The 21,484-nt window shown below is 68.1% G+C and carries 15 protein-coding genes; 7 read left to right on the top strand and 8 right to left on the bottom strand.

The genetic code is table 11. The features are described from left to right. From DMC61_RS18700 to DMC61_RS18675, 6 genes are all read right to left on the bottom strand, one after another. Entirely contained in the window at positions 1-816 is an 816-nt protein-coding gene (locus tag DMC61_RS18700; protein ID WP_125690353.1) for an ABC transporter ATP-binding protein, read from the bottom strand. Positions 817-888: 72 nt separating this feature from the next. Continuing rightward, positions 889-1,761, bottom strand: coding sequence for a metal ABC transporter permease (locus DMC61_RS18695; protein ID WP_016331747.1), 873 nt, complete (start codon positions 1,759-1,761; stop codon positions 889-891). After that, positions 1,758-2,501 carry a metal ABC transporter ATP-binding protein gene (locus DMC61_RS18690; RefSeq protein WP_125690352.1) on the bottom strand — a complete coding sequence of 248 codons (744 nt, stop codon included), beginning with the start codon at positions 2,499-2,501 and terminating at the stop codon, positions 1,758-1,760. Before DMC61_RS18690 ends, DMC61_RS18695 begins: the two co-directional genes overlap by 4 nt. After that, positions 2,498-3,412, bottom strand: coding sequence for a metal ABC transporter substrate-binding protein (locus tag DMC61_RS18685; RefSeq protein WP_125690351.1), 915 nt, complete (start codon positions 3,410-3,412; stop codon positions 2,498-2,500). The genes DMC61_RS18690 and DMC61_RS18685 overlap by 4 nt, the downstream gene beginning before the upstream one ends. A 48-nt stretch (positions 3,413-3,460) precedes the next feature. Beyond that, the gene (locus DMC61_RS18680) at positions 3,461-5,560 is read right to left on the bottom strand and encodes a (Fe-S)-binding protein (RefSeq protein WP_125690350.1); all 2,100 of its coding nucleotides are present in this window, start codon (positions 5,558-5,560) and stop codon (positions 3,461-3,463) included. A gap of 23 nt (positions 5,561-5,583) precedes the next feature. Further along, positions 5,584-6,021, bottom strand: a complete 438-nt coding sequence (locus DMC61_RS18675; RefSeq protein WP_125690349.1) for a hypothetical protein — start codon at positions 6,019-6,021, stop codon at positions 5,584-5,586. A 277-nt stretch (positions 6,022-6,298) separates the two neighbouring features. On the opposite strand from DMC61_RS18675, the gene DMC61_RS18670 reads away from it, so the two are divergent. The 4 genes from DMC61_RS18670 to DMC61_RS18655 all read left to right on the top strand — a co-directional run bounded on the left by DMC61_RS18670 (position 6,299) and on the right by DMC61_RS18655 (position 15,249). Further along, positions 6,299-6,883, top strand: coding sequence for a hypothetical protein (locus DMC61_RS18670; RefSeq protein ID WP_125690348.1), 585 nt, complete (start codon positions 6,299-6,301; stop codon positions 6,881-6,883). Between the two features lie 80 nt (positions 6,884-6,963). Beyond that, the gene (locus tag DMC61_RS18665; RefSeq protein ID WP_233594856.1) at positions 6,964-8,910 is read left to right on the top strand and encodes a flotillin family protein; all 1,947 of its coding nucleotides are present in this window, start codon (positions 6,964-6,966) and stop codon (positions 8,908-8,910) included. Further along, positions 8,907-13,790: a DNA repair ATPase gene (locus DMC61_RS18660; protein ID WP_125690346.1), complete on the top strand. Its 4,884-nt coding sequence runs from the start codon at positions 8,907-8,909 to the stop codon at positions 13,788-13,790. Before DMC61_RS18665 ends, DMC61_RS18660 begins: the two co-directional genes overlap by 4 nt. Positions 13,791-14,025: 235 nt before the next feature. Continuing rightward, complete coding sequence (locus tag DMC61_RS18655; protein WP_125690483.1) at positions 14,026-15,249, top strand: HNH endonuclease signature motif containing protein; 1,224 nt, start codon at positions 14,026-14,028, stop codon at positions 15,247-15,249. 380 nt (positions 15,250-15,629) lie between these two features. Here DMC61_RS18655 and DMC61_RS18650 read toward each other — a convergent pair whose 3' ends face one another. Then, positions 15,630-16,571, bottom strand: coding sequence for a helix-turn-helix domain-containing protein (locus DMC61_RS18650; RefSeq protein WP_233594855.1), 942 nt, complete (start codon positions 16,569-16,571; stop codon positions 15,630-15,632). Between the two features lie 162 nt (positions 16,572-16,733). On the opposite strand from DMC61_RS18650, the gene DMC61_RS18645 reads away from it, so the two are divergent. Both DMC61_RS18645 and DMC61_RS18640 read left to right on the top strand, forming a co-directional pair. Next, positions 16,734-17,936, top strand: coding sequence for a cytochrome P450 (locus DMC61_RS18645; protein ID WP_125690344.1), 1,203 nt, complete (start codon positions 16,734-16,736; stop codon positions 17,934-17,936). A 5-nt stretch (positions 17,937-17,941) separates the two neighbouring features. Beyond that, positions 17,942-18,121, top strand: a complete 180-nt coding sequence (locus tag DMC61_RS18640) for a ferredoxin (RefSeq protein WP_125690343.1) — start codon at positions 17,942-17,944, stop codon at positions 18,119-18,121. A gap of 47 nt (positions 18,122-18,168) precedes the next feature. Here the strand turns inward: DMC61_RS18640 and DMC61_RS18635 are convergent, their stop codons facing one another. Next, complete coding sequence (locus DMC61_RS18635) at positions 18,169-18,720, bottom strand: snapalysin family zinc-dependent metalloprotease (protein ID WP_016331759.1); 552 nt, start codon at positions 18,718-18,720, stop codon at positions 18,169-18,171. A gap of 136 nt (positions 18,721-18,856) precedes the next feature. Here DMC61_RS18635 and DMC61_RS18630 point away from each other — a divergent pair, with 136 nt between their 5' ends. Continuing rightward, positions 18,857-21,478 (top strand): P-loop NTPase fold protein, encoded by a 2,622-nt coding sequence (locus DMC61_RS18630; protein WP_125690342.1) that lies wholly within the window; start codon positions 18,857-18,859, stop codon positions 21,476-21,478. The last annotated feature ends 6 nt before the right edge of the window (positions 21,479-21,484 follow it).

The raw sequence follows: 21,484 nt of genomic DNA, 5'->3' as shown, positions 1-21,484 counted from the left end.
TCAGGCGGGCCTGGGCGAATGCCGCCCGAGTGGCCTGCAGTGGATCGCGCCCGTCACCGGGTCGTTCGCGACGTGGACGGTGACGCCGTAGGCCTGGGAGAGGTGCTCGGAGGTGAGCACCTGCCCGATGTCACCCGTGGCCACGATGGTTCCCTCGCTCAGCAGGACGACCTCGTCGGCGATGATCGCCGCGTGGTCGAGGTCGTGCAGCACCACGCCGACCGCGACGCCTTCGTTGGCCAGATCGCGGACGACGTCGAGGATCTCGACCTGATAGCGCAGGTCGAGATGGTTGGTGGGCTCGTCGAGCAGCAGCACCGAGGTCTGCTGCGCGAGGCAGGAAGCGAGCCAGACGCGCTGGAGTTCGCCGCCGGAGAGCTCGTCGACACCGCGTTCGGCCATCGCCGTCACGCCGGTGAGCTCCATCGCGCGGCGGATCGCGGCGGCGCCGTCGATGTCGACCCCGCGCCAGCCGGAGCGGTACGGATACCGGCCGTAGGACACGACGTCGCGCACGGAGACCCCGCTCGGGGTCGGCCGGTGCTGGGTCAGCAGCGTGACCTGACGGGCGAATTCCTTGCCGGACAACGCGTTGCCGCCCCAGACGGGACGCTCTCCGAGCCGGACACCGCCCTCGCGGGGCTTGTGCAGCCGTGCCAGCGAACGCAGGAGCGTCGACTTGCCGGAGCCGTTCGGCCCGACCAGCGCGGTCACCGTACCGGCGCGCAAGGACAGGGACACCCCGTCCACCACGGCCCGCTCTTGGTGCGCGAGCACCAGGTCATGGCCGGTGAGCAGCGCGTCTTCCGTAGACATGAGGGGAGCCTAACCTAAGAGGCGGTCCAGACCCATGTCACGAGAGACACAGAGCGCGGGGTGATTGTCCGGTTACGCCGCCGCCCGTGCCGTCTCCCGGCGACGCTTGGCCAGCCGCTTCCCGACGATCCCGTGCCGCGGCCCGAACAGATACACCAGCGTGAACCCGGCGCCCTGCACCAGCACGATCATCCCGCCGGACGCGGTGTCGAGGTGGTAGCTCAGGTACAGCCCGGCCACCGCCGCGAGCACCGAGAAGGACGGGGCGATCACCAGCATGCGGCCGAACCGGTCGGTCAGCAGGTACGCCGTCGCGCCGGGGATGATCAGCATCGCCACCACCAGGATCACGCCGACCACCTGCAGCGCCACCACCGCGGTCAGCGCGAGCAGGCCGAGCAGCGCGGCGCCGAGCACGCGCGGGTTGAGCCCGATCGCGTGCGCGTGCGTGGGATCGAAGGCGTACAAGGTGAAATCGCGGCGTTTGAGCACCAGCACGGTGAGCGTGATCGCGCCGAGGACGCCGATCTGGATCAGATCCGAGGTGTCGACGCCGAGCAGGTTGCCGAAGATGATGTGGTTCAGGTCGGTCTGGCTCGGCGTCACCGAGATCAGCACCAGCCCGAGCGCGAACAGCGTGGTGAACACGATGCCGATCGCGGCGTCCTCCTTGACCCGGCTGGTGTCCCGGACGACGCCGATCAGCGCCACGGCGAGGAAACCGAAGACCACGGCACCCAGCGCGAAGGGCGCGCCGAGGACGTACGCGAGCACGACGCCGGGCAACACCGCGTGCGAGACCGCGTCGCCCATCAGCGACCAGCCGATCAGCACCAGCCAGCAGGAGAGCACCGCGCAGACCGCGGACGCGACGACCGTGGACGCCAGCGCCCGCACCATGAAGTCGTAGCTCAGTGGTTCGAGGAACAGGTCGTAGAGACTCACGCGGGTTCTTCTTCCCGTTGCAGGACGTCGAGCCCGAAGGCCAGCGCGAGGTTCTCGGGGCGGAGCACTTCGCCGGGGGAGCCGTGCGCGAGCACCTTGCGCATCAGCAGGATCGCCTCGTCGGCCAGGCCGGGCAGCGCGTGCAGATCGTGGGTGGAGATCAGGACCGCGGCGCCGTCGGCCGCGAGTTCCTTGAGCAACCGGGTGATCGTGGCCTCGGAGCGCTTGTCCACCCCGGCGAACGGCTCGTCCAGCAGCAGGACGCGGGCGCCCTGGGCGATCCCGCGCGCGACGAACGCGCGTTTGCGCTGCCCACCGGACAGCTGGCCGATCTGGCGTCCGGCGAGGTCGGTCAGTTCGACCCGCTCCAGCGCGTGGTCGACGGCTTCGTGGTCAGCGCGACGCGGACGGCGGGTGAAGCCGAGCCGTCCATAGCGGCCGGTCATCACGACATCCCGCACGGACAACGGGAACGACCAGTCGACGTCCTCACTCTGCGGCACGTACCCGATCACGCCGGTCTTACGCGCGCGGACGGGGGTGCCGCCGTCGATCGAGACCGTGCCGGCGTCCGGCCGGACCATGCCCATGATCGTCTTGAACAGCGTCGACTTGCCGGAGCCGTTCATCCCGACCAGCCCGCAGACGCGGCCGTGGTCGAGGGTGACGTCGACACCGTCGAGCGCGAGGACGTCGCCATAGTGGACGGTGACGCCTTCGACGCGGATCGCGGCCGTCACGGTTTCGCCCCGGTGAGCGCGGCGACGATCGTCTTCGAGTCGTGGCGGATGAGGTCGAGGTACGTCGGCACCGGACCTTCCGGCCCGGACAGGGAATCGACGAAGAGCACGCCGCCGAACGCGGCCCCCGTCGCGGAAACGACTTGCCGCATCGGGGCGTCGGAGACGGTCGACTCGCAGAACACCGCGGGGACCTTGTTCTCCTTGACGAACTCGATGGCGCGGGTGATCTGCTGCGGGGTCGCCTGCTGTTCGGCGTTGACCGCCCAGATGTACCGCTCGGTGAGACCGGTGTCGCGCGCGAGGTAGGAGAAGGCGCCTTCGCAGGTCACCAGGGCGCGTTCGTTCTTCGGCAGGGTGCTCAGCGCGTTCGTCATCTCGTCCTGTACCTGCTGCAGTTTCGCCTTGTAGGCATCGCCGTTGGCCTTGAACACGGCGGCGTCGCCGGAGGAGAGCTCGCTGAACGCCTTCACCATGTTGTCCACGTAGATACCCACATTTTTCGGGGACATCCACGCGTGCGGGTTCGGCTTTCCCTGATAGGCGTCTTCGCCGATGGCGATGGGCTGGACGCCTTCGCTGACGACCTTGTGCGGAGCGTCGCTCTCCTTGACGAACCGGGCGAACCACGCCTCCAGGTTCAGTCCGTTGTCGAGGATCAAGTCGGCCTTCGCGGCCTTCTTGATGTCGTCCGGCGTGGGCTCGTAGCCGTGGATCTCCGCGCCGGGTTTGGTGATCGACTCGACCTTCAGCTTGTCGCCCGCGACGTTCGAGGCGATGTCCGCCAGCACCGTGAACGTCGTCAGCACCACGGGCCGCTTGTCGTCCGTGCCGCCGGCGGGGCCTCCGCATGCGGAAAGGACGAGAGCCGACGCCGCCAGCGCGCACACGGTCTTGCGCAGATTCGCCATCCCGCGAGTCTAGAGTTCGGCGCGCCGAACTTCCAACTCACGTGTGCCTTAAATCTCGGTCGCGGTCCGGTCCCGTTCCCGTACGGACTCCAGCAGGAGCTGGGAAACATCGCGCACGGTGACGTTCTCGCCACGCTTTTCGCTCTGCCGCTGCACGAGACCGTCGTTCAGCATCACGCGGCAGAACGGGCAGCCGGTGACGATCGTTTCGGCGTCCGTGCCGAGCGCTTCGTCGACGCGTTCGAGGTTGATGCGCTTCCCGATCTGCTCCTCCATCCACATGCGCGCGCCGCCCGCGCCGCAGCACAGCGAGCGGTCCGCGTGCCGGGGCATCTCGCTGAGCGTCGCGCCGGTCGCGCCGACGAGTTCGCGGGGCGGCTCGTAGACCTTGTTGTGGCGGCCGAGGTAGCACGGGTCGTGATAGGTCACCGGGCCGGCGTCGACCGGTTTGACCGGCGTGAGCTTGCCCGCGCGCACGAGGCGGTTCAGCAGTTGCGTGTGGTGCAGGACCTCGTAATGCCCGTCCAGTTGCGGGTACTCGCGGCCGAGGGTGTTGAGACAGTGCGGGCAGGTGGTGACGATCTTGCGCGTACCCGGTTCGCGGCCCTCGAACACCGCGTTCAGCGTCTCGACGGTCTGCTGCGCGAGCATCTGGAAGAGGAACTCGTTGCCGGAGCGGCGGGCGGGGTCGCCGGTGCACGACTCGTCGGTGCCGAGGATCGTGTATTTCACCCCGGCCAGATGCAGGAGTTCCGCCGTGGCGCGGACGGTCTTGCGGGCGTTGTCGTCGAACGCGCCCGCGCACCCGACCCAGTACACGTACTCGACGTCGTCGGCGAGTTCGCCGTCGAAGACCGGCACCTCGAAGCCGAGGTCCTTCGTCCAGGCGAGGCGGTCGGAGTTGTTCTGGCCCCAGGGATTCCCCTTGGTTTCCAGGTTCTTGAACAGCACGCCGAGCTCGCTCGGGAAGGCCGACTCGATCATCACCTGGTAGCGGCGCATGTCCACGACGTGGTCCACGTGCTCGATGTCGACCGGGCACTGCTCGACGCAGGCGCCGCAGGTGGTGCACGACCACAGCACGTCCGGGTCGATCACACCGCCGTCGTCCTGGGGGCCGACGAGCGGACGTCCTTCGGGGGCTTCCTTCCCGTCCAGGATGTACGGCGCCTTTTCGAAGAGGTGGTCCCGCAGATCCATGATCAACAGCTTGGGGGACAACGGTTTCCCGGTGTTCCATGCCGGACACTGCGACTGGCAGCGGCCGCATTCGGTGCAGGTGGCGAAGTCGAGCATGCCCTTCCAGGTGAAGTCCTCGATCTTGCCGCGGCCGAACGTGTCGTCCTCGCCCGGATCCTCGAAGTCGATCGGCTTGCCGCCGGATTCCATCGGCAGCAGCGGGCCGAGCGCGTCCGGGAGCCGTTTCGCGGTGACGTTGACCGGCGCCAGGAAGATGTGCAGGTGCTTGGAATAGAGCACGATCGACAGGAACGCCAGCATCACGCCGATGTGCAGCAGCAGCCCGACGGTCTCCAGCGGCTCGGTGACCGACGTGCCCAGCGGCTCCAGGAGTTCGCCCACGCCGAGCGAGACCCACGCGCCCGACTCGTACGGGAAGACGCCGACCGCCGCCGACGCGCCGCGGAAGAGGAACATCGTCCAGATCACGTTGAAGATCATGAACAGGATCAGCCAGGCGCCGCCGGTGTGCGAGCCGAAGAACCGCGACGCGCGCTCTTTCCGTTCGGGTGCTTGGCGGATCCGGATGACCGCGAAGACCGCGAGCGAGACGAGCACCGCGACCGCGATGAAGTCCTGCAGGAAACCCAGTACCGCCCAGTGCCCGATGAGCGGGATGTGGAAGTCGTGGTCGAACAGGGCGCCGTACGCCTCGACGTAGACCGAACCGAGGATCACGAAACCCCAGAAGGTGAACAGATGCGCGAGCCCGGGGACGGACCATTTGAGCAGTTTGCGCTGTCCGAAGACCTCGGCCAGATGCGTTTTCGCGCGGACGGCCAAGACATCGGAGCGTTTCTCGTCCGGTTGGCCGGACCGGATCAGTTTGTAGAGCCAGACGGCGCGACGGGCGGCGAAGGCGAGGCCGGCGACGGTGATGAGCAGGCCGAGGATGAGACGAACGAGCACGAGTCCTCCGGGGGAGAATCGGCTCAGTGAGAGCCGGTGTAGTACCGGCACGCCTTGCAGGCGTACCGCATTTTGGCCACTCGCCACCGTTTTCGGTAGGCCTCGAGATGTCCCGGCCGTGGCGGATGCACGCCGAGCCTGCGGTGACGGCGGATCCGCCGTCCCGCTTCGAAGAGTTCGGTCGCCAGGCCGAGATAGGCGCGTCTGAGCGCGATCCCCGGCTCCGCGGCGAGGTTGTCCCGGCAGAATCGGTGCAGCAGCGCGAGATCGGGGAGACCGGGGGAGGTCACCCCGGGGAGGTGTTCGACGACGCCGAGGCCGGGATGTCCGGCGGGCACGGAGAATCTCGCGGGGAGTCCACAGTGGACACAGGTGAGCGTGCAACTCAGGCAGCGGGTGACGTGGCGGATCCGCCGTTCGCGCTGATCCCCGTCGATCGTCTCGCGAACGTGCCAACCCAATGGAGCCTCCCAAGACCGTGGTGTGTCCTGTGTCACTCTCAATACTGGAGAGTAGGGCTCGCTCCGAAGGTGCGACAGGTCCAACCGGATGGCTTCCGAGCGGCCGGTCGGCGTAACGCTCCGCGTCCGGCCGTGCACCGCATTCAGAGGACTAAATGCGGGGAGGGGTCGCGCACGCTTCCGCACACCGTGACCCAGTCGTAGCCGAAAACGGCCCGCCGGGCGTCACGCGCTGGTTATAGTCCTGACCCGGGGTAATGGGGAGGGAACGACGGCGATGGGCGGGTTCGTCACCGCGGCTTTGGGGTTCCCGGCCGTGCTCTTCAGCTTCTTGCTGATCGTGGTGATCGGCTATTGGCTGCTGGCACTGCTCGGTGCCGTCGATGTCGACGACTTCGACGGCGGCGACGGGCTCCTCGCGGGCTTCGGCGGCGTCCCACTGTCCATTTCGCTCTCTTTGCTGATCGCATTCACCTGGTTCGCCAGCCTGGCAGGGACGGTTCTACTCGATGACCTTGAGCTTTCGACACCATCGAGGATCGGGCTCGCGGGCGGCATGCTCGTCGTCGCGCTCGTCCTCGGCACACTCGGGACGAGGGTGATCGTGGTGCCGCTACGTCGCGTCTTCGGTCCCGCGAGGGAACCGAGCAGGAAGGACTTCGTCGGCCGGGCCGCGGTCATCCGCACCTCGTCGGTCACGCACGACTTCGGGCAGGCCGAAGTCGCCGCCGCCGACGGGTCGACGGCCATTGTGGACGTTCGGCAGGCGGGTCAAGGCAACCTGACGGCGGGCAGCCGCGTAGTTCTCTATGACTACGACTCCGAACGCGAGTTCTTCTGGGTCGAGTCTTTGGACATCTGAAGCAGAAAAGGAACACTATGGGTGCCATCAGCGTGGGGGCCGGCGTTCTGATCGCCGTGGTAGTTGTCATCCTCCTGGTCTTGCTCTTCACGATCACCAGGTTGTTCAAGAAGGTGCCGCAGGGTAAGGCACTGATCATCTCGAAGGTCCGCCGCGTCGACGTGACGTTCACCGGCGCGATCGTCCTGCCTGTGCTGCACAAGGCCGAGATCATGGACACCTCGGTCAAGGCCATGGAGATCACCCGGACCGGCCGCGAGGGCCTGATCTGCCGGGACAACATCCGCGCCGACATCCGGATCTCGTTCTTCGTGCGGGTCAACAAGACCGTCGAGGACGTGATCAAGGTCGCGCAGGCCATCGGCACCGAACGCGCCAGCGACGAGGCGACCCTGCAGGAGCTGTTCAACGCCAAGTTCTCCGAGGCGTTGAAAACCGTCGGCAAGCAGCTGGACTTCGTGGATCTCTACACCAAACGCCACGAATTCCGCGATCAGATCATCCGCGTCATCGGCACCGACCTCAACGGGTACAGCCTGGAGGACGCGGCCATCGACTACCTCGAGCAGACGCCGATGGCGCAGCTCGACTCCGCGAACATCCTCGACGCGCAGGGCATCCGCAAGATCACCGAGCTGACCGCGATCGAGCACGTGCGCACCAACGAGTTCCGCCGCAGCGAGGAAAAAGAGATCACCCGCCAGAACGTGGACGCCAAGGAGGCGATCCTCGAACTGGAGCGGCGGCAGGCCGACGCCGAGATCAAGCAGCGCCGCGAGGTCGAGACCATGCGGGCGCGCGAAGAGGCGGAGATCGCCAAGGTGCAGGCGGAGGAGCGGCTCAAGTCGCAGGCCGCCGGCCTGCGCACCGACGAGCAACTCGGCATCCAGCACCAGAACCAGCAGCGTGAGATCGAGGTCGCGGGCAAGAACCGCGAACGCGTGATCGCCATCGAGACCGAGCGCATCGAGAAGGACCGCCTGCTCGAGGTCATCGGCCGCGAACGCGAAACCGAACTGTCCCGTATCGCCAAGGACAAGGAAGTCGAGACCGAGAAGCGCTCCATCGCCGAGGTCATCCGCGAGCGGATCGCGGTCGAGAAGACCGTGGCGGAGCAGGAAGAGAACATCAAGAAGCTCCGCGTCGTCGAAGAGGCGCAGCGCCAGCGCGAGGCCACCATCATCCGGGCCGAAGGCGAGGCGCAGGAGAACCTCGTCAAGGACATCAAGGCCGCGGAAGCCGCCGAGGCGGCCGCCAAGCACAAGGCCCGCGAGGAGCTGACGCTGGCCGAGGCGCGCCAGCAGGCCGCCGAGCTGGAGACCAGGGCGAAGATCCGCCTGGCCGAGGGCATCCAGGCCGAGGAGGCCGCCGCCGGGCTGGCCGCGGCGCAGGTCAAGGAACGCGACGCCGACGCGCTGGAGAAGGTCGGCCGCGCCGAGGCCATCGTCGAACGCGAGAAGGCGATCGTCCTCGCCGACGCGATGCGCGACAAGCTCAAGGGCGAGGCCGAAGGTCTCACCGAGAAGGCCGCCGCGATGGCGGCGCTCGACAGCGCCAGCCGCGAGCACGAGGAGTACCGCCTGCGCCTGGAGGCCGAGAAGGAGATCCGGCTCGCCGCGCTCAACGTGCAGCGCGAGGTCGCCGAGGCACAGGCCACGGTGCTGGGCATCGGGCTGGAGAAGGCCGACATCGACATCGTCGGCGGCGAGACGATGTTCTTCGAGAAGGTCATCGGCTCGATCGGGGCGGGCAAGAGCGTGGACGGCTTCGTCGAGCACTCGGACGTCGTCCAGACCCTCGGGAAGGCGTGGCTCGACGGCTCGGGCAGCTTCACCGACGACCTGACGAAACTGGTCGGCTCGGTGAGCACGGAGGACGTGAAGAACCTGACGCTGTCGGCCTTCCTGGCCAAGCAGCTGCAGGCGGGCGGCCCGGACAGCGGCAAGGTGCAGGAGCTGCTGGCCATGGCGCAGCGGCTCGGCCTGGCTGACAAGTCCGTCGCCGCCCTCGCCCCCGCGAAGCAGTGACGACGACCGAACCGGCGGCAGGAACGGAGCAGCTGGACGCGGGCACCTACGAGGTGCTCCGCGCCCGGCTCGCCGCACAGGCCGCCGAGCTGGCGAAGCGCGCCGACGAGCTCAACACCGCGCGGCTCGGGGTCTTCGGCAGCGCGCAGCTCGCGCTGATCGGCACGGAGCGGATCCGCACCGAGAACAACTGCGTGCCGCGGGATGTCGTGTCGGTCGGCGGACGGATGTTGTTCGGCTACAACGTCTTCATCGGTCTCAAGCCCGAGACGACGGTCGACGACGTCTTCTCGCTGCACGGCTTCAGTCATGACGAACAGGCCTTCCGCTTCGACGACGTACCGGCCGAAGAACTGCCGGGGTTGCTGCGCGACGAGCAGTTCGTCCGCGATTTCGCCGAGCTGTACCGGTACTACCGGCAGGCGAAGCTGCTGCAGTTGCGCCGGGTCGAGGGCAAACTGCTCGCGGTGTTCCAGATCGGTCCGCGGACCGAGGACATCCGCGTGCTGCGCTGGGGTGTGGCCGCCGACGGCACGGTGTCCTATGTGGACAGCCGGGGCGAACGCGACCACGTCTTCCCGCCGTCGCACGACTTCGAATGGATCGAGACCGGCCGCGAGCAGCACGTCCTCGGGCGGCATCCGCATATCTCGATCGAGGACGAGGTGTTCGTCGAGACCGTCGGCGGCAACCTGACGATCAAGGTCGAGAACAACACCGAAACCGGTGAGGGCGTCTACTCCGAGCCGGTCGACGAGCCACTGCAGAGCCTGGCCGACGCCGAGGTGTCCTACGCCAGGATCGGGCCGCTGATCCTGCTGCGGATCCTGCCCTACAAGGAGACGGTGTACCGGTACCTGGTGTTCAACACCCGCACCCGGAACGTCGTGCGCCTCGACGGGATCGGGCAGGCGTGCCAGCGGCTGCCCGAGGACCACGGGATCATCTTCCCCGGCGGCTACTACCTCGACACGGGTGTCAGCAAGACGTTCGACACCACCGTGGACGAGCTCGAATTCGAGCGCGTGATCCGCTCGCCCAACGGGGAGGACGTGCTCTACGTCTTCCACGCGCGGGCCGAGGGCCGTTCGCTGCTCCTGCCGTACAACGTGATCCGCAAAGAGGTCTCGAACCCGATCCCGTGCCACGGGTACTCGCTGTTCGACGACGGCACGATGGTGCTGTTCCGTGCGCTGTCCGACGAGCCGAGCCGCGTGCACCCGATGCAGGTGTGGCGGACGCCGTTCCAGTCGGACACGTACGCCGCGTCGCAGCCGGCCGGGACGGGGCCGCTGGAGCGGGTCGGCAACGCCGATCTGGTCCGCGGCATCTCCGACTGTCTCTCCATCGGCCGGATGGTCGAGGAGATGGCGCCGTCGGCGGCAGTGTTCGAGGCGCTGATCGCCGCGTGCGCGCGGGTCTTCGACCACTATCACTGGCTCGGCGAGGCCGAACTCGGCGATCTGCGGTCGCCGCTGTCGGACGTCCGGGTCACCGCCGAGCAGGTGCTCGACGAGTTCGAGACCGTCACTTCGCTCACCGCGCAGGCGGCCGAAGCCGTCGAGGAAGCGGCCGCGGAAACCGCGTCGCTGGTGCGGAAGGTCCGCGGCGAGGCGCTGAACGCGGCCGACGCCTGGGTGCGCCGGCTCGCGGAAATGCATCGCGCGCGCGGACATCTCGTCACCGTGCGGGAGCTGCGGTACGTCGACACCGACCGGGTCGACAAGCTGATCGCCGATCTCGACACGGAATTCGGTGAGGCGGCGCAGCGGGCCGTCCGCTTCCTCCAGGGCGAAGACGCGTTCACGAGCTACCACGCCGAGGTCGACGGGCTGATCGAAGCCGCGGGCGCGATCTCCACCGTCGCCGAAGCGGTCCCGGTCGCCGAACAGCTGGACGAGCAGTCCGGCGGGCTCGAAGTCCTCACCGACGTCGTCGGCGGGCTGGAGATCGCGGACGCCGTGGTGCGCACGAAGATCCTCGAACGCGTCGGCGAGGTCATCGGTGCGGTCAACCGGGCTCGCGCGACGCTCGACGCGCGCCGCAAGGAACTGCTGGAGACCGAGGGCCGGGCCGAGTTCGCCGCCGAGTTCGCGCTGCTCGCGCAGGCGATCACCGGCGGGCTCGCGGTCGCGGACACCCCGGACCGCTGCGATGAGCAGCTCGGCAGATTGCTGCTGCAGCTGGAAAACCTCGAATCGCGGTTCGGGGAGTTCGACGACTTCCTGGCGTCGCTCGGCGAGAAGCGCACCGACGTCTACGAGGCGTTCTCCTCACGCAAGCAGGCGCTGCTCGACGAGCGGGCGCGACGCGCGGACAGGCTGGTCGATTCGGCCGAGCGGATCCTCACGAGCGTGACCCGCAGGGTCGGCACGCTCGGCTCGGTCGACGAGATCAACACCTACTTCGCTTCCGATCCGATGGTCGCGAAGCTGCGCAGCGTCGTCGCCGAACTGCGTGACCTCGGCGACCAGGTGCGCGCCGAGGAGCTCGAAGGCCGCGTCAAGGCCGCGCGTCAGGAAGCCGGGCGCGCGCTGCGCGACCGGCTGGATCTCTACGGCGAGGGCGGCGAGACGATCCGCCTGGGCCGCAACACCTTCGCGGTCAACACCCAGGACATCGACCTCACCCTGGTGCCGCACGACGGCGGGATGAAGTTCGCCATCACCGGCACCGACTACCGTTCGCCGGTGCGCGATTCCGCGTTCGAGGAGACGCGGCCGTACTGGGATCAGCTGCTGGTCTCGGAGTCGGCCGAGGTCTACCGCGCCGAGTATCTGGCGACGTCGATCCTGGCCGAACAGCCCGACCTGCCGGACGTCGATCTGCTGGATGTCGTCCGGCGCGCGGCGGGGGATCGGTACGACGAGGGTTACGCGCGTGGCGTGCACGACCACGACGCCGCCGCGATCCTGTCGGCCTTGGTACGTCTGCGGTCCGCCGCCGGGCTGCTGCGCTATCCGCCCGCCGCCAGGGCCGCGGCTCAGCTGTTCTGGGCTTTCGGTGCCGAAGAAGCGGCGAAGTCCGCCTGGACCACGCGTTCCGCGTCGCTCGCGCGGGTGCGGGAGGCGTTCGGGCACACCACGGCGATCGACGCGCTGGCGCGGGAACTCACCGAGGCGATGACCGCGTTCGCGACGTCGTCCGGGCTCTCGCTGGAGCTCGAACTCGCCGGCGAGTACCTGTTCGAGGAACTGGCCGACGCGTCGCCGGGGTTCGTCACCAGCGGTGGCGCGCGGACGCTGCTCGACAAGTTCCGGCTGGACCGCCGGAGCTTCGCCGAAGATCTGCGTGCGCTCGAAGACCTCGCCGACCGTCACCAGCTCGCGGAGGCGTGGCTGCGGTCCTTTGTGGACTCAGCTGGGCTGCCGGACGACGAGCTGGCGGAGGCCGTCGCGATCGAACTGGCCGACCTGCCGCGGTACGACTCTTCGGCCGAGCTTTCGGCCACTGTGGACGGTCTGCTCGGCTCGCATCCGCGGATCGTCAACCGGTCGCTGACCCTGCGGCTCGACGAGACACTCGCCAGGACACGGCGTTTCCGGCGCGACCGCGTCCCGGGTTTCCGGGCGTACCAACGGTTGCGCAACGACCTCGTGGCGGCCGAGCGGGACAGGTTGCGGCTGTCGGAGTACAAGCCGAAGGTGATGAGCGCCTTCGTGCGCAACAGGCTGCTCGACGAGGTCTACTTGCCGCTGATCGGCGACAACCTCGCCAAACAGCTCGGCGCGACGGGCGACGCGCGGCGTACCGACCAGTCCGGTCTGCTGCTGCTCATCTCGCCGCCCGGCTACGGCAAGACGACCCTCATGGAGTACGTCGCGAGCCGTCTCGGGCTGGTGTTCGTGAAGGTGAACGGGCCGGCGCTCGGGCACGACGTCACGTCGGTGGATCCGGCGGACGCGCCCAACGCGACGGCGCGGCAAGAGGTCGAGAAGATCTCGTTCGCGCTGGAGCAGGGCAACAACGTGCTGCTGTATCTGGACGACATCCAGCACACGTCGCCCGAACTGCTGCAGAAGTTCATCTCGCTGTGCGACGCGCAGCGGCGGATGGAGGGCGTCTGGGAGGGCCGGACGCGGACGTATGACCTGCGGGGCAAGCGGTTCGCGGTCTGCATGGCCGGAAACCCGTACACCGAGCAGGGCAAGCGGTTCCGGATCCCGGACATGCTCGCCAACCGCGCGGACGTGTGGAACCTCGGCGACGTGCTCTCGGGCAAGGAAGAATTGTTCGCGCTGAGCTACATCGAAAACTCGCTCACCGCCAATACCGTGCTCGCTCCGCTGGTCTCACGGGAACGGTCCGATGTGGACGTTCTGGTGCGGCTGGCCCGCGGCGACGGTTCGGCTCGGGCGGATCAGCTGAAACACGCGTACTCGGCGACCGAACTGGAGCAGATCCTCGCCGTCCTGCGGAAACTGATCAAGGTGCAGCGGATCGTCCTGACGAACAACCAGGCGTACATCTCTTCCGCGGCACAGGCGGACGCGTCCCGGGTCGAACCGCCGTTCCAGCTGCAAGGCTCGTACCGCAACATGAACAAACTCGCCGGCCGCATCGTGCCCGCGATGAATGACGCGGAGCTGGAAGCGCTGATCGACGACCACTACGCCGGCGAAGCGCAGACGCTGACCTCGGGCGCCGAAGCCAACCTCCTAAAGCTGGCCGAACTCCGCGGACGGCTGAGCCCCTCGGACGCGCAACGGTGGGCGGACGTGAAGGCGGCTTACCTGCGTGCGCAGGCACTGGGCGGCGACGACGAAGACCCGATGAGCCGGGCTGTCGGCGCTGTGGGTTTGCTGGCGGACCGGGTGGGCGCGGTCGAGGCGGCTATCGAGCGCGCTTCGGAGCGGATGGTCGTGCGGGATGTGATGTAGGGGTTTCTTGGGGTTCGACGGGCCGGCGGCCCATTGCCGGAAACGGTGGTGGGCCGTCGGCTTTTTTGTCTGTGGGGCGGTTTGCCGGAAATCGGCGATGGCTGTGGCCAGTGGCTCACAGCAGTAGAAAGCGAGCCTTGTTGCCGAAAATCGGTAATGCTTCGGTCGTTCGTGAGGCCCCGGAATTGTCGGTGGCGGGTCGTAGGTTCGTGGGGTGGACACTCATTCCGCGCCTGTGGCGCTTCTGGAAAGCCTCACCGATCCTGAGGTGCTGGCTGCGGTGAACGTTGCCGCGATTATGTTGGACGACAACGATTCCGTGGCGTTGGCGCAAGCCGCGTCGGCGGGGATCGCACGCCTGGAAGCGGTGCGGTTCCGGGCGTTGGCGCAGCTGAACCGGCATCGTGAGGGGGCGCGGAGTGTGGCGCAGGAGGCCGCGCTTGAGTTGTCCCTTGTGGATAGTCATGCCGGTGCGATGGTCGCCGCGGCCGACGCGTTGACCACTCGTCTGCCCCGCACTCTGCACCTGATGGATGAGGGAAAGCTGGCCGGTTTCAGCGCGATGAAAGTCGCTTCGGCGACCGTATGGCTCTCCGACGAGGACGCCCGTACGGTCGACGCGCTGCTGGAGGGCCGGATCGCGGACAAGAATCCGGATCAGGTGCGGAAAGCCGCGAACCACGCGGCGAACACCGTCGACCCCGACGGTGCCGGTCGACGGGCCGAGCGGCACCGTGAAGGCCGTCGCCTCACTATGCGGCACGGCGAAACTGGAGTGGCCTCGATCGAGGTCGAGGATGGGCCGGTGGAGAAGGTCGCTGCCGCGTATCAGCGGATCGAACGGGAAGCACGCGCCCTCAGGGGCGCTGGTGAGACCCGTACTCTGGATCAGTTGCGTGCGGACGTCGCGCTCGATCTACTGCTGGGTGGGAAGGGTGGGGCGAGTGAGCGCAGCGAAGTGTTCCTCTATATGGACTTGTTCACTTACCTCGGTTTGAACGAGGACCCGGCGGAGTTGGCGGGGCATGGCACGATTCCCGCGGCGTTGGCCAGGCATATCGCTGGCGGTGAGAACAGTGTGTTGCGGCGGATCGTCACCGATCCATTGTCCGGGCAGGTTCTCGATCTCGGCCGGGATCGGTACCGGCCGACGGCGGGTTTGGCGGAGTTCGTGCGGGTGCGGGATCGTGAATGTCGAAGACCCGGCTGTCACCGGCCGGCTCAGGCGTGCGACCTCGATCATGCGGTGCCGTGGCAGCACGGCGGGCACACCACCGACACCGAACTCGTCGACCTCTGCCGTCGGGACCATCGGTTGAAAGACGAACCCGGCTGGACCTACCACCTCGACCCTGACGGCACCCTCACCATCACCACTCCCACCGGGCAACGCCACGACAGCACACCGCCGCCACTTCACGAACCCCGGCCGGCATCCGACGAACCACCACCGTTCTGAGCCGTCGCCGAAAAACGGCAACAGGTGGGTTGTGCGCGAAAGGCTGGCCGCCGACAAGGCCTCTGTTCCGGTCTGTCACCGGGATGTGGCGACGGCCGCCACCAGCAAGTCTTACCCTTCCGATCCGTCGTCGAAATCCGGCGACAGGCGAGTTGTGCGAGGGGCCGCGTTCAGGCGAAAGCCGCCAACAAGTCCCACTGTTCCCATCCATCGCCGGATAGCGGCGGATTTGTGCGTGAAGCACCGGCTTTCAACCAGAAGCCACGAGGCGTCGCCGAAAAGTGGCAACGTGCGGTCCGCGTGCCAGCCCAGCCACGTCGCCGAAAACCGGCGACACACCACCACCACCCCCCCCCAAAAAAAAACCCGAACCACACACCTCAAGCCCCCAAAGCCCCCAACTGCCCAGCCGTGAGCCGTTCCACCAAAGGCACCGCCCCATACTCCCCATCACGGCAAACCACCCGCACCGGCCCCGCGATATGCGGATGCTCCTCCGCCACCCGCAAAGCGGCCGCAACCCGATCGGTCGCCCAGCCCAGCGCGTCCGCGAGAGCAGAAACGGAAAGCGCGCGGCCGACATGCAGGAGGGCGGTGAGTACGGTCAGGGCGTCACCGGCGAACACCGCGATCCGGTCGTCGAGCATGATTTCGTTGATACGCGCGTGAAATCGGGAGAGGTCGTCCATGCGGGCTCCCGCGGGGGTCGAGGTGCCGAGGACTTCGGCGCCCCGGCGCGAGACCCGCACCCATTCCTGGTTCGACCGCACGCTTTCGTTCCACACCCGTTGCGGCATCTCCTCGTCGATGACGTAGCGCTCCCGCCGACCGTCCCGTTCCCGTTTGAGCATCGCTTGCGACTCGAGGTAGGCGACGGCGTTCGAGATCGAGGCGGGGCTGACCTGGAGCCGTTGGGCGAGGTCGGCGGCGCTGAGCACGCCGTCGTCGCTGACCGCCAAACACGCCAGCAGCCGGGCGGTCATCCGGGGCAGGCCGGTCTCGACGATCATTTCGGCGAACTCGGTTTCGAAGGCGCGGACGGCTTCGGGGTCGCGCCCATAACCGTTTTCGACGACGGGCGCGGTGCGCGGCTGCGGTTTGCGGCGTCGAGCGCGTTCTCCGGTCACGCGGGTCGCTTCGTCGGCGCGGTAGCCGGACTGGCCGCTGTTGCGCGCGACCTCGCGGCTGATCGTCGACGTCGGGCGCCCGAGCCGCCGCGCGATCTCGGCGTAACCGAGGCCGTCCTTGAGCCAGGCCGCGATCAGCCGGCGGTCCTCCTGGGTCAGTCTGCCGCCCGGCATGGGCACCTCCTGTGCGTTCACCCGCAAATCATTGCAACGAGTCGTTGCATTCAGCGTCAAGATCGTTGCAACGATTTACGGAAATCTACCAGCAAGAACGCCATAAAAGCCAATCCCTAGCTTTGAAGCAAATCTGAATGCAACGTAGCCTTCGGGTATCGCTGAAAACTGGGAGGAACAGAAATGACCACTTCGGTCCCACATCTCACCGAGTTGCCCCTCGAACGTCCGAAGGGCTGCCCGTTCGACCCGCCCGCGGAGCTCGGCACGCTGCGCGACGAGCACCCGCTCGTCCGGCTGACCTTCCCCGACGGGCACGAGGGCTGGCTCGCGACGGGCCACGCGATCGCCAGGGCGATCCTCGCGGATCCCCGGTTCAGTGCCCGGCAGGAACTGATGCACTCACCGCTGCCGGGCGCGGCCGCGATGGTGGAGATGCCGCCCGCGGCGCCGGGGATGTTCATCCGGATGGACGGTGCGGAGCACGCGCGGTACCGCAAGCTGCTCACCGGCAAGTTCACCGTCCGCCGGATGCGGCTGCTGACCGAGCGGGTCGAGCAGGTGACCACCGAGTGCCTCGACGCGATGGAGCGTCAGGGAACGACGGCCGATCTGGTGCCCGCCTTCGCGCAGCCCATTCCGGCGCTGATGATCTGCGAGCTGCTCGGCGTCCCGTACGAAGACCACGAGTTCTTCCGCCGCAACGTCATGCCGCTGAACCGGCCGGACGCTTCGGCCGAGGAGCAGGGAGCCGCCATCAACGCGCTGGGGGAGTACCTCTACAAGCTCATCCTGGCCAAGCGCGCCGAGCCGACCGACGACATCCTCGGCGAACTGACGACCACGGAACTCACCGACGAGGAACTGACCAGCATCGCGTTCCTCTTGCTGGGAGCGGGTCTCGACACCACGGCCAACATGCTCGGGCTGGGCACGTTCGCCCTTCTCGAGAATCCGGAGCAGCTCGCGGCGCTGCGCGAGGCCCCGGAGCTCATCGACGGCGCGATCGAGGAACTGTTGCGCTACCTGACCATCACGCACACCGGCGCGCGGACCGCGCTCGAAGACGTCGAGATCGGCGGTCAGCTCGTCAAGGCCGGGGAAGCGGTCGCGCTGTCGGCCCAGGCCGCCAACCGTGATCCGCTGAAGTTCCCGGAACCCGACCGGCTCGACGTCCGCCGGAACGCCGCCGGGCACGCAACCTTCGGGCACGGCGTGCACCAGTGCCTCGGCCAGCAGCTCGCGCGGGTGCAGATGAAGGTCGCCTTCAGCGGGCTGCTCGCCAGGTTCCCGAAGCTGCGCCTGGCCGTCCCGGCCGACGAGATCCCGATGCGGACGGACTCCGACATCTACGGCGTGTACGCGCTCCCGGTGGACTGGAGCTGATCGCGATGAAACTCGAAGTGGACCGGGAACGCTGTGTGGGCGCCGGAATGTGTGTGCTGACCGCGCCCGGGGTGTTCGAACAGGACGAGGAAGACGGCCGGGTCCGGCTGCTGGATCCGGAACCGGCCGACATCGGCGACGCCGTGCAGCTGTGCCCGGCGGCGGCGATCACGGCGAACGCCTGAAAAGAGCCAGGCCAGGGGGTGCCGGGCGGGCACCCCCTGGCTCGGGATCAGCCGATTTCCGCGAGGACCTTGCCCGCGTCGGCGCTCTGCACCGCGGTGCCGGCGTAGAGCTGCTGGACCCTGGCCTTCTCCTGGGCGTTGGGGTTCACGTTGGTGCAGCTGACCCCGCCGGTCGAGCCGGACATCAGCGACGAGCAGGGGCCGGGCTTCACGTCGGGCAGGCCGAGGCTGTGCCCGAGTTCGTGGGAAGCGATCCGGGGCGTGTGATAGCCCTGCTGGACGGCCTGCCTGCCCATCCACACGGTGACCGTGCCGCCCGGGCGGACCGGGCCGAGCGTGGCGCGCGGCCAGCCGTTGTCGGCGATGACCCGGATGTTGACCCGCTGCCCCGGCGTCGCCTTCACGATGCGGACGTTGGTGACGTTGGTGTTCCAGACGTTGACGCCGGCGGCCACCGCGTCCTTGAACTCCGCCGCCTGGCTGTCGTCGTAGGTCAGGGTCGTCGCCATGATCTCGGCGGCGCCGGCGGAGGGTGCCGAGAGCACCGAGATGGAGAGCGCGGCGCCGGTGAGCACCGCGGCGAAGGTACGTCGAAGCACGTTGAACTCCTCGCGTTAAGGCGTGCTGGAATTTCGGAGCAGTGTCGACACTGAACCTGTCGGGGCGGCCGGGGTACCCGCCGATAGTCGTCTGTCGTTAACCATGATCTTGACGCGACCGGAAGACTGTGCCGTTATGACGACGGCGCGTTTCACCGGACACGAAGAACCGATCCTCGCGGTCGCGGTGAAGGGAAACCGGCTGGTCACCGGGGGCGCGGACCGGACGGTCCGGGTCTGGGACCTGGAGACCGGAGCGCAGAAATTCGTGCTGAGCGGCCATGATCGGCCGGTGCTGGCGGTGGGTATCTCGGGTCGGCACGTGGTCGGTTGCGATGGGGCGACGGTGCGGCGCTGGCGGATCACGGGCGCCGAAGCGCATCCCCCGGAGGTCCAGACCACCAAACGGACCGTGGCGGTCGCGGTCGCGAAGGACTTCGTCGTTTCCGGCGCGGGGAGCGCCGTCGAGGTCCGCCGGCCGGACGGCGTGACGGTGCGCGGCCCGCGCATCGGCGGCCCGGAGATCGAATCCGTCGCGGTGACCCCGGACGGCCGGGTCGTCGTCGCCGGGGACGACGCGGGCGGCGTGCGGCTGTGGGACCGGGAAGTCGTTTCCCACTACCGGTTCGGTGGGGCGGGCGCGGTCCACGTGGTCGCGATCTCGCCCGACGGCGGCCAGGTGCTGTCCGCCGAGGGCGAGACGGTGCGGTTGTGGGGGCGCAAAGGCGACCCCGCCCTCGTCTTCCCCGCGCACACCGGGGTGGTGCGGGCGCTGGCCTTCGGCGCGGACGGCAAGTTGGTGCTCTCCGGCGGCTCCGACGGCGAGGTCCGCGTCCGGGAGATCGACGACCCGCGGGAGTACACGCTCCTCAAGGGACATCAGGGGAACGTCCGCGCGATCGCCTGCACCGCGGGGAACGAAAAGATCGTCACGGTCGGCGACGACCGCACGATCCGGGTGTGGGACCGCTTCGGCAACCAGATCGACGGCACCGGTTTCGTCGAGCCGAAACCGGGCCGGGCGCGGCCGCGGATCACGCCCGACGTCGAAAGCCCGGTGGACCTGATCGGCTTCCACGACGACGTGCGCACGCTCGCCGCGGTCATCGCCGACCGCGAGACCAGCCCGCCGCTGTGCGTCGCGCTGCTGGGGCCCTGGGGGTCCGGCAAGTCGAGTTTCGTCCGGCAGGTGACCGACCGGGTGGCCGAACTGGCGAGCCGGTCCCGCGGCGACGCCGCCAACAGCGTGTTCACCGGTGAGATCCGGCAGATCCGGTTCAACGCCTGGCAGTACCACGACGACCATCTGTGGGTCGGGCTGGTGGACCATCTGTTCCGCAACCTCGGCGCGCCCGAGACGCATGCGGACGCCGGTGAGGTCCACGCCGAACGCGAGGAACTGCGGGCCCGGCTCGCGGGACTGCAGGCGGTCAAGGCGGACTCTCCGCTCACCTGGCGCTGGCGGCTGCTGGTCTCCGGGGTGGACCGCGCCGAACGACGGCGGCGACGGCTCGCGGTCGCGGGCTACGCGGTGGCGGGGGTGCTCGGCATCGCCGCGGCGATCACCGGCTGGGCCCTGTGGCACAACGCGATTCTCGCCGCCGCGGGCGCCATCGTCGCGCTCGGCGCCGTGCTGACCCCGGCGCTCACCACCGCGAGGGCGGCACTCGCCCCGGTGAAGTCCACATTGGACAAACTGCGGCACGACGTCGACAAGCGCGGGGAACGATTCGAGACCGAGGTGCGGGAGACCGAGGAACGGCTCCGGCGGTTGGACGCGGCAAGCAGGATCGGCGATCTGATCGAGGAGGCGAAAACCGGTCGATACGGTGACTACCAAGGGGTTTTCGCCCGGGTGCGCGAGGACCTCGCGGATCTGAGCGCCGATCTGGCCGACGCTCGGGAACAATGGCTGCTGGCCGGCGGGAAGGGCAAGCCGCCGCTGGAGCGGATCGTGCTCTACATCGACGACCTCGACCGCTGCCCGCCGTCGAAGGTGATCGAAGTGCTGGCCGCGGTCCATCTGCTGCTGGCCCTGCCCGCGTTCGTCGTGGTGGTGGCCGTCGATCCGCGATGGCTGCGGCGATGCCTCGACCAGCACCACGAAGAACTGTTCGGCGCGGGGGAGACGAGCCGGACGGAGTACCTCGACAAGATCTTCCAGATCGTGTTCGCCCTGCGCCCCATGGGAAGCGCGGCGGACGAGCTGATCGACGCCCTGATGCCGATCGGGGAACGGGAACCGCGGCCGTCCGAGCACGAAGAATGGGCGGAGGACGAGAGCGCCCCCGAACGCGGTGAACCGGTGGAGGTCGTGGTGCAGGACACCGCCCCGCCGACGTTCTACAACATGCGGCCGGACCGGTTGCGGCTCACCGAGGTCGAACGCGATTTCGTCCACGTGCTGCGGAAAAGGCTGAACACGCCGCGCGAGATCCGGAAACTGGTCAACCTCTACCGGCTCGTGCGCATCGGAATCCCCGACGCGGAACTGGCGGCGTTCGTCGGCGGCCCCTATCGCGCGGTGCTCGTCCTTCTGGCCCTGCTGGTCGCCGATCCGGACGCCGCGCGTTCGACGTTCATCGCGCTTTCCGCCGGGGAATCGTCGCGCGACGCCTTTCCACCTGAATGGCGGCTGGACGCCGAATCCTTCGATGATCTACAGGTCTACCGGAATTGGGTGGGCACTCTCGCCCGCTTCAGTTTCGAAACCTACGATCTGGTCACCGAGGAGACGGAACCGGAAGCCACGTTGTAGCTACAC

It is taken from the genome of Amycolatopsis sp. WAC 04169 (genome assembly GCF_003947535.1).
GTDB classification, from domain to species: Bacteria; Actinomycetota; Actinomycetes; order Mycobacteriales; family Pseudonocardiaceae; genus Amycolatopsis; species Amycolatopsis keratiniphila.
This window is presented reverse-complemented; position numbering and strand designations above follow the sequence as displayed.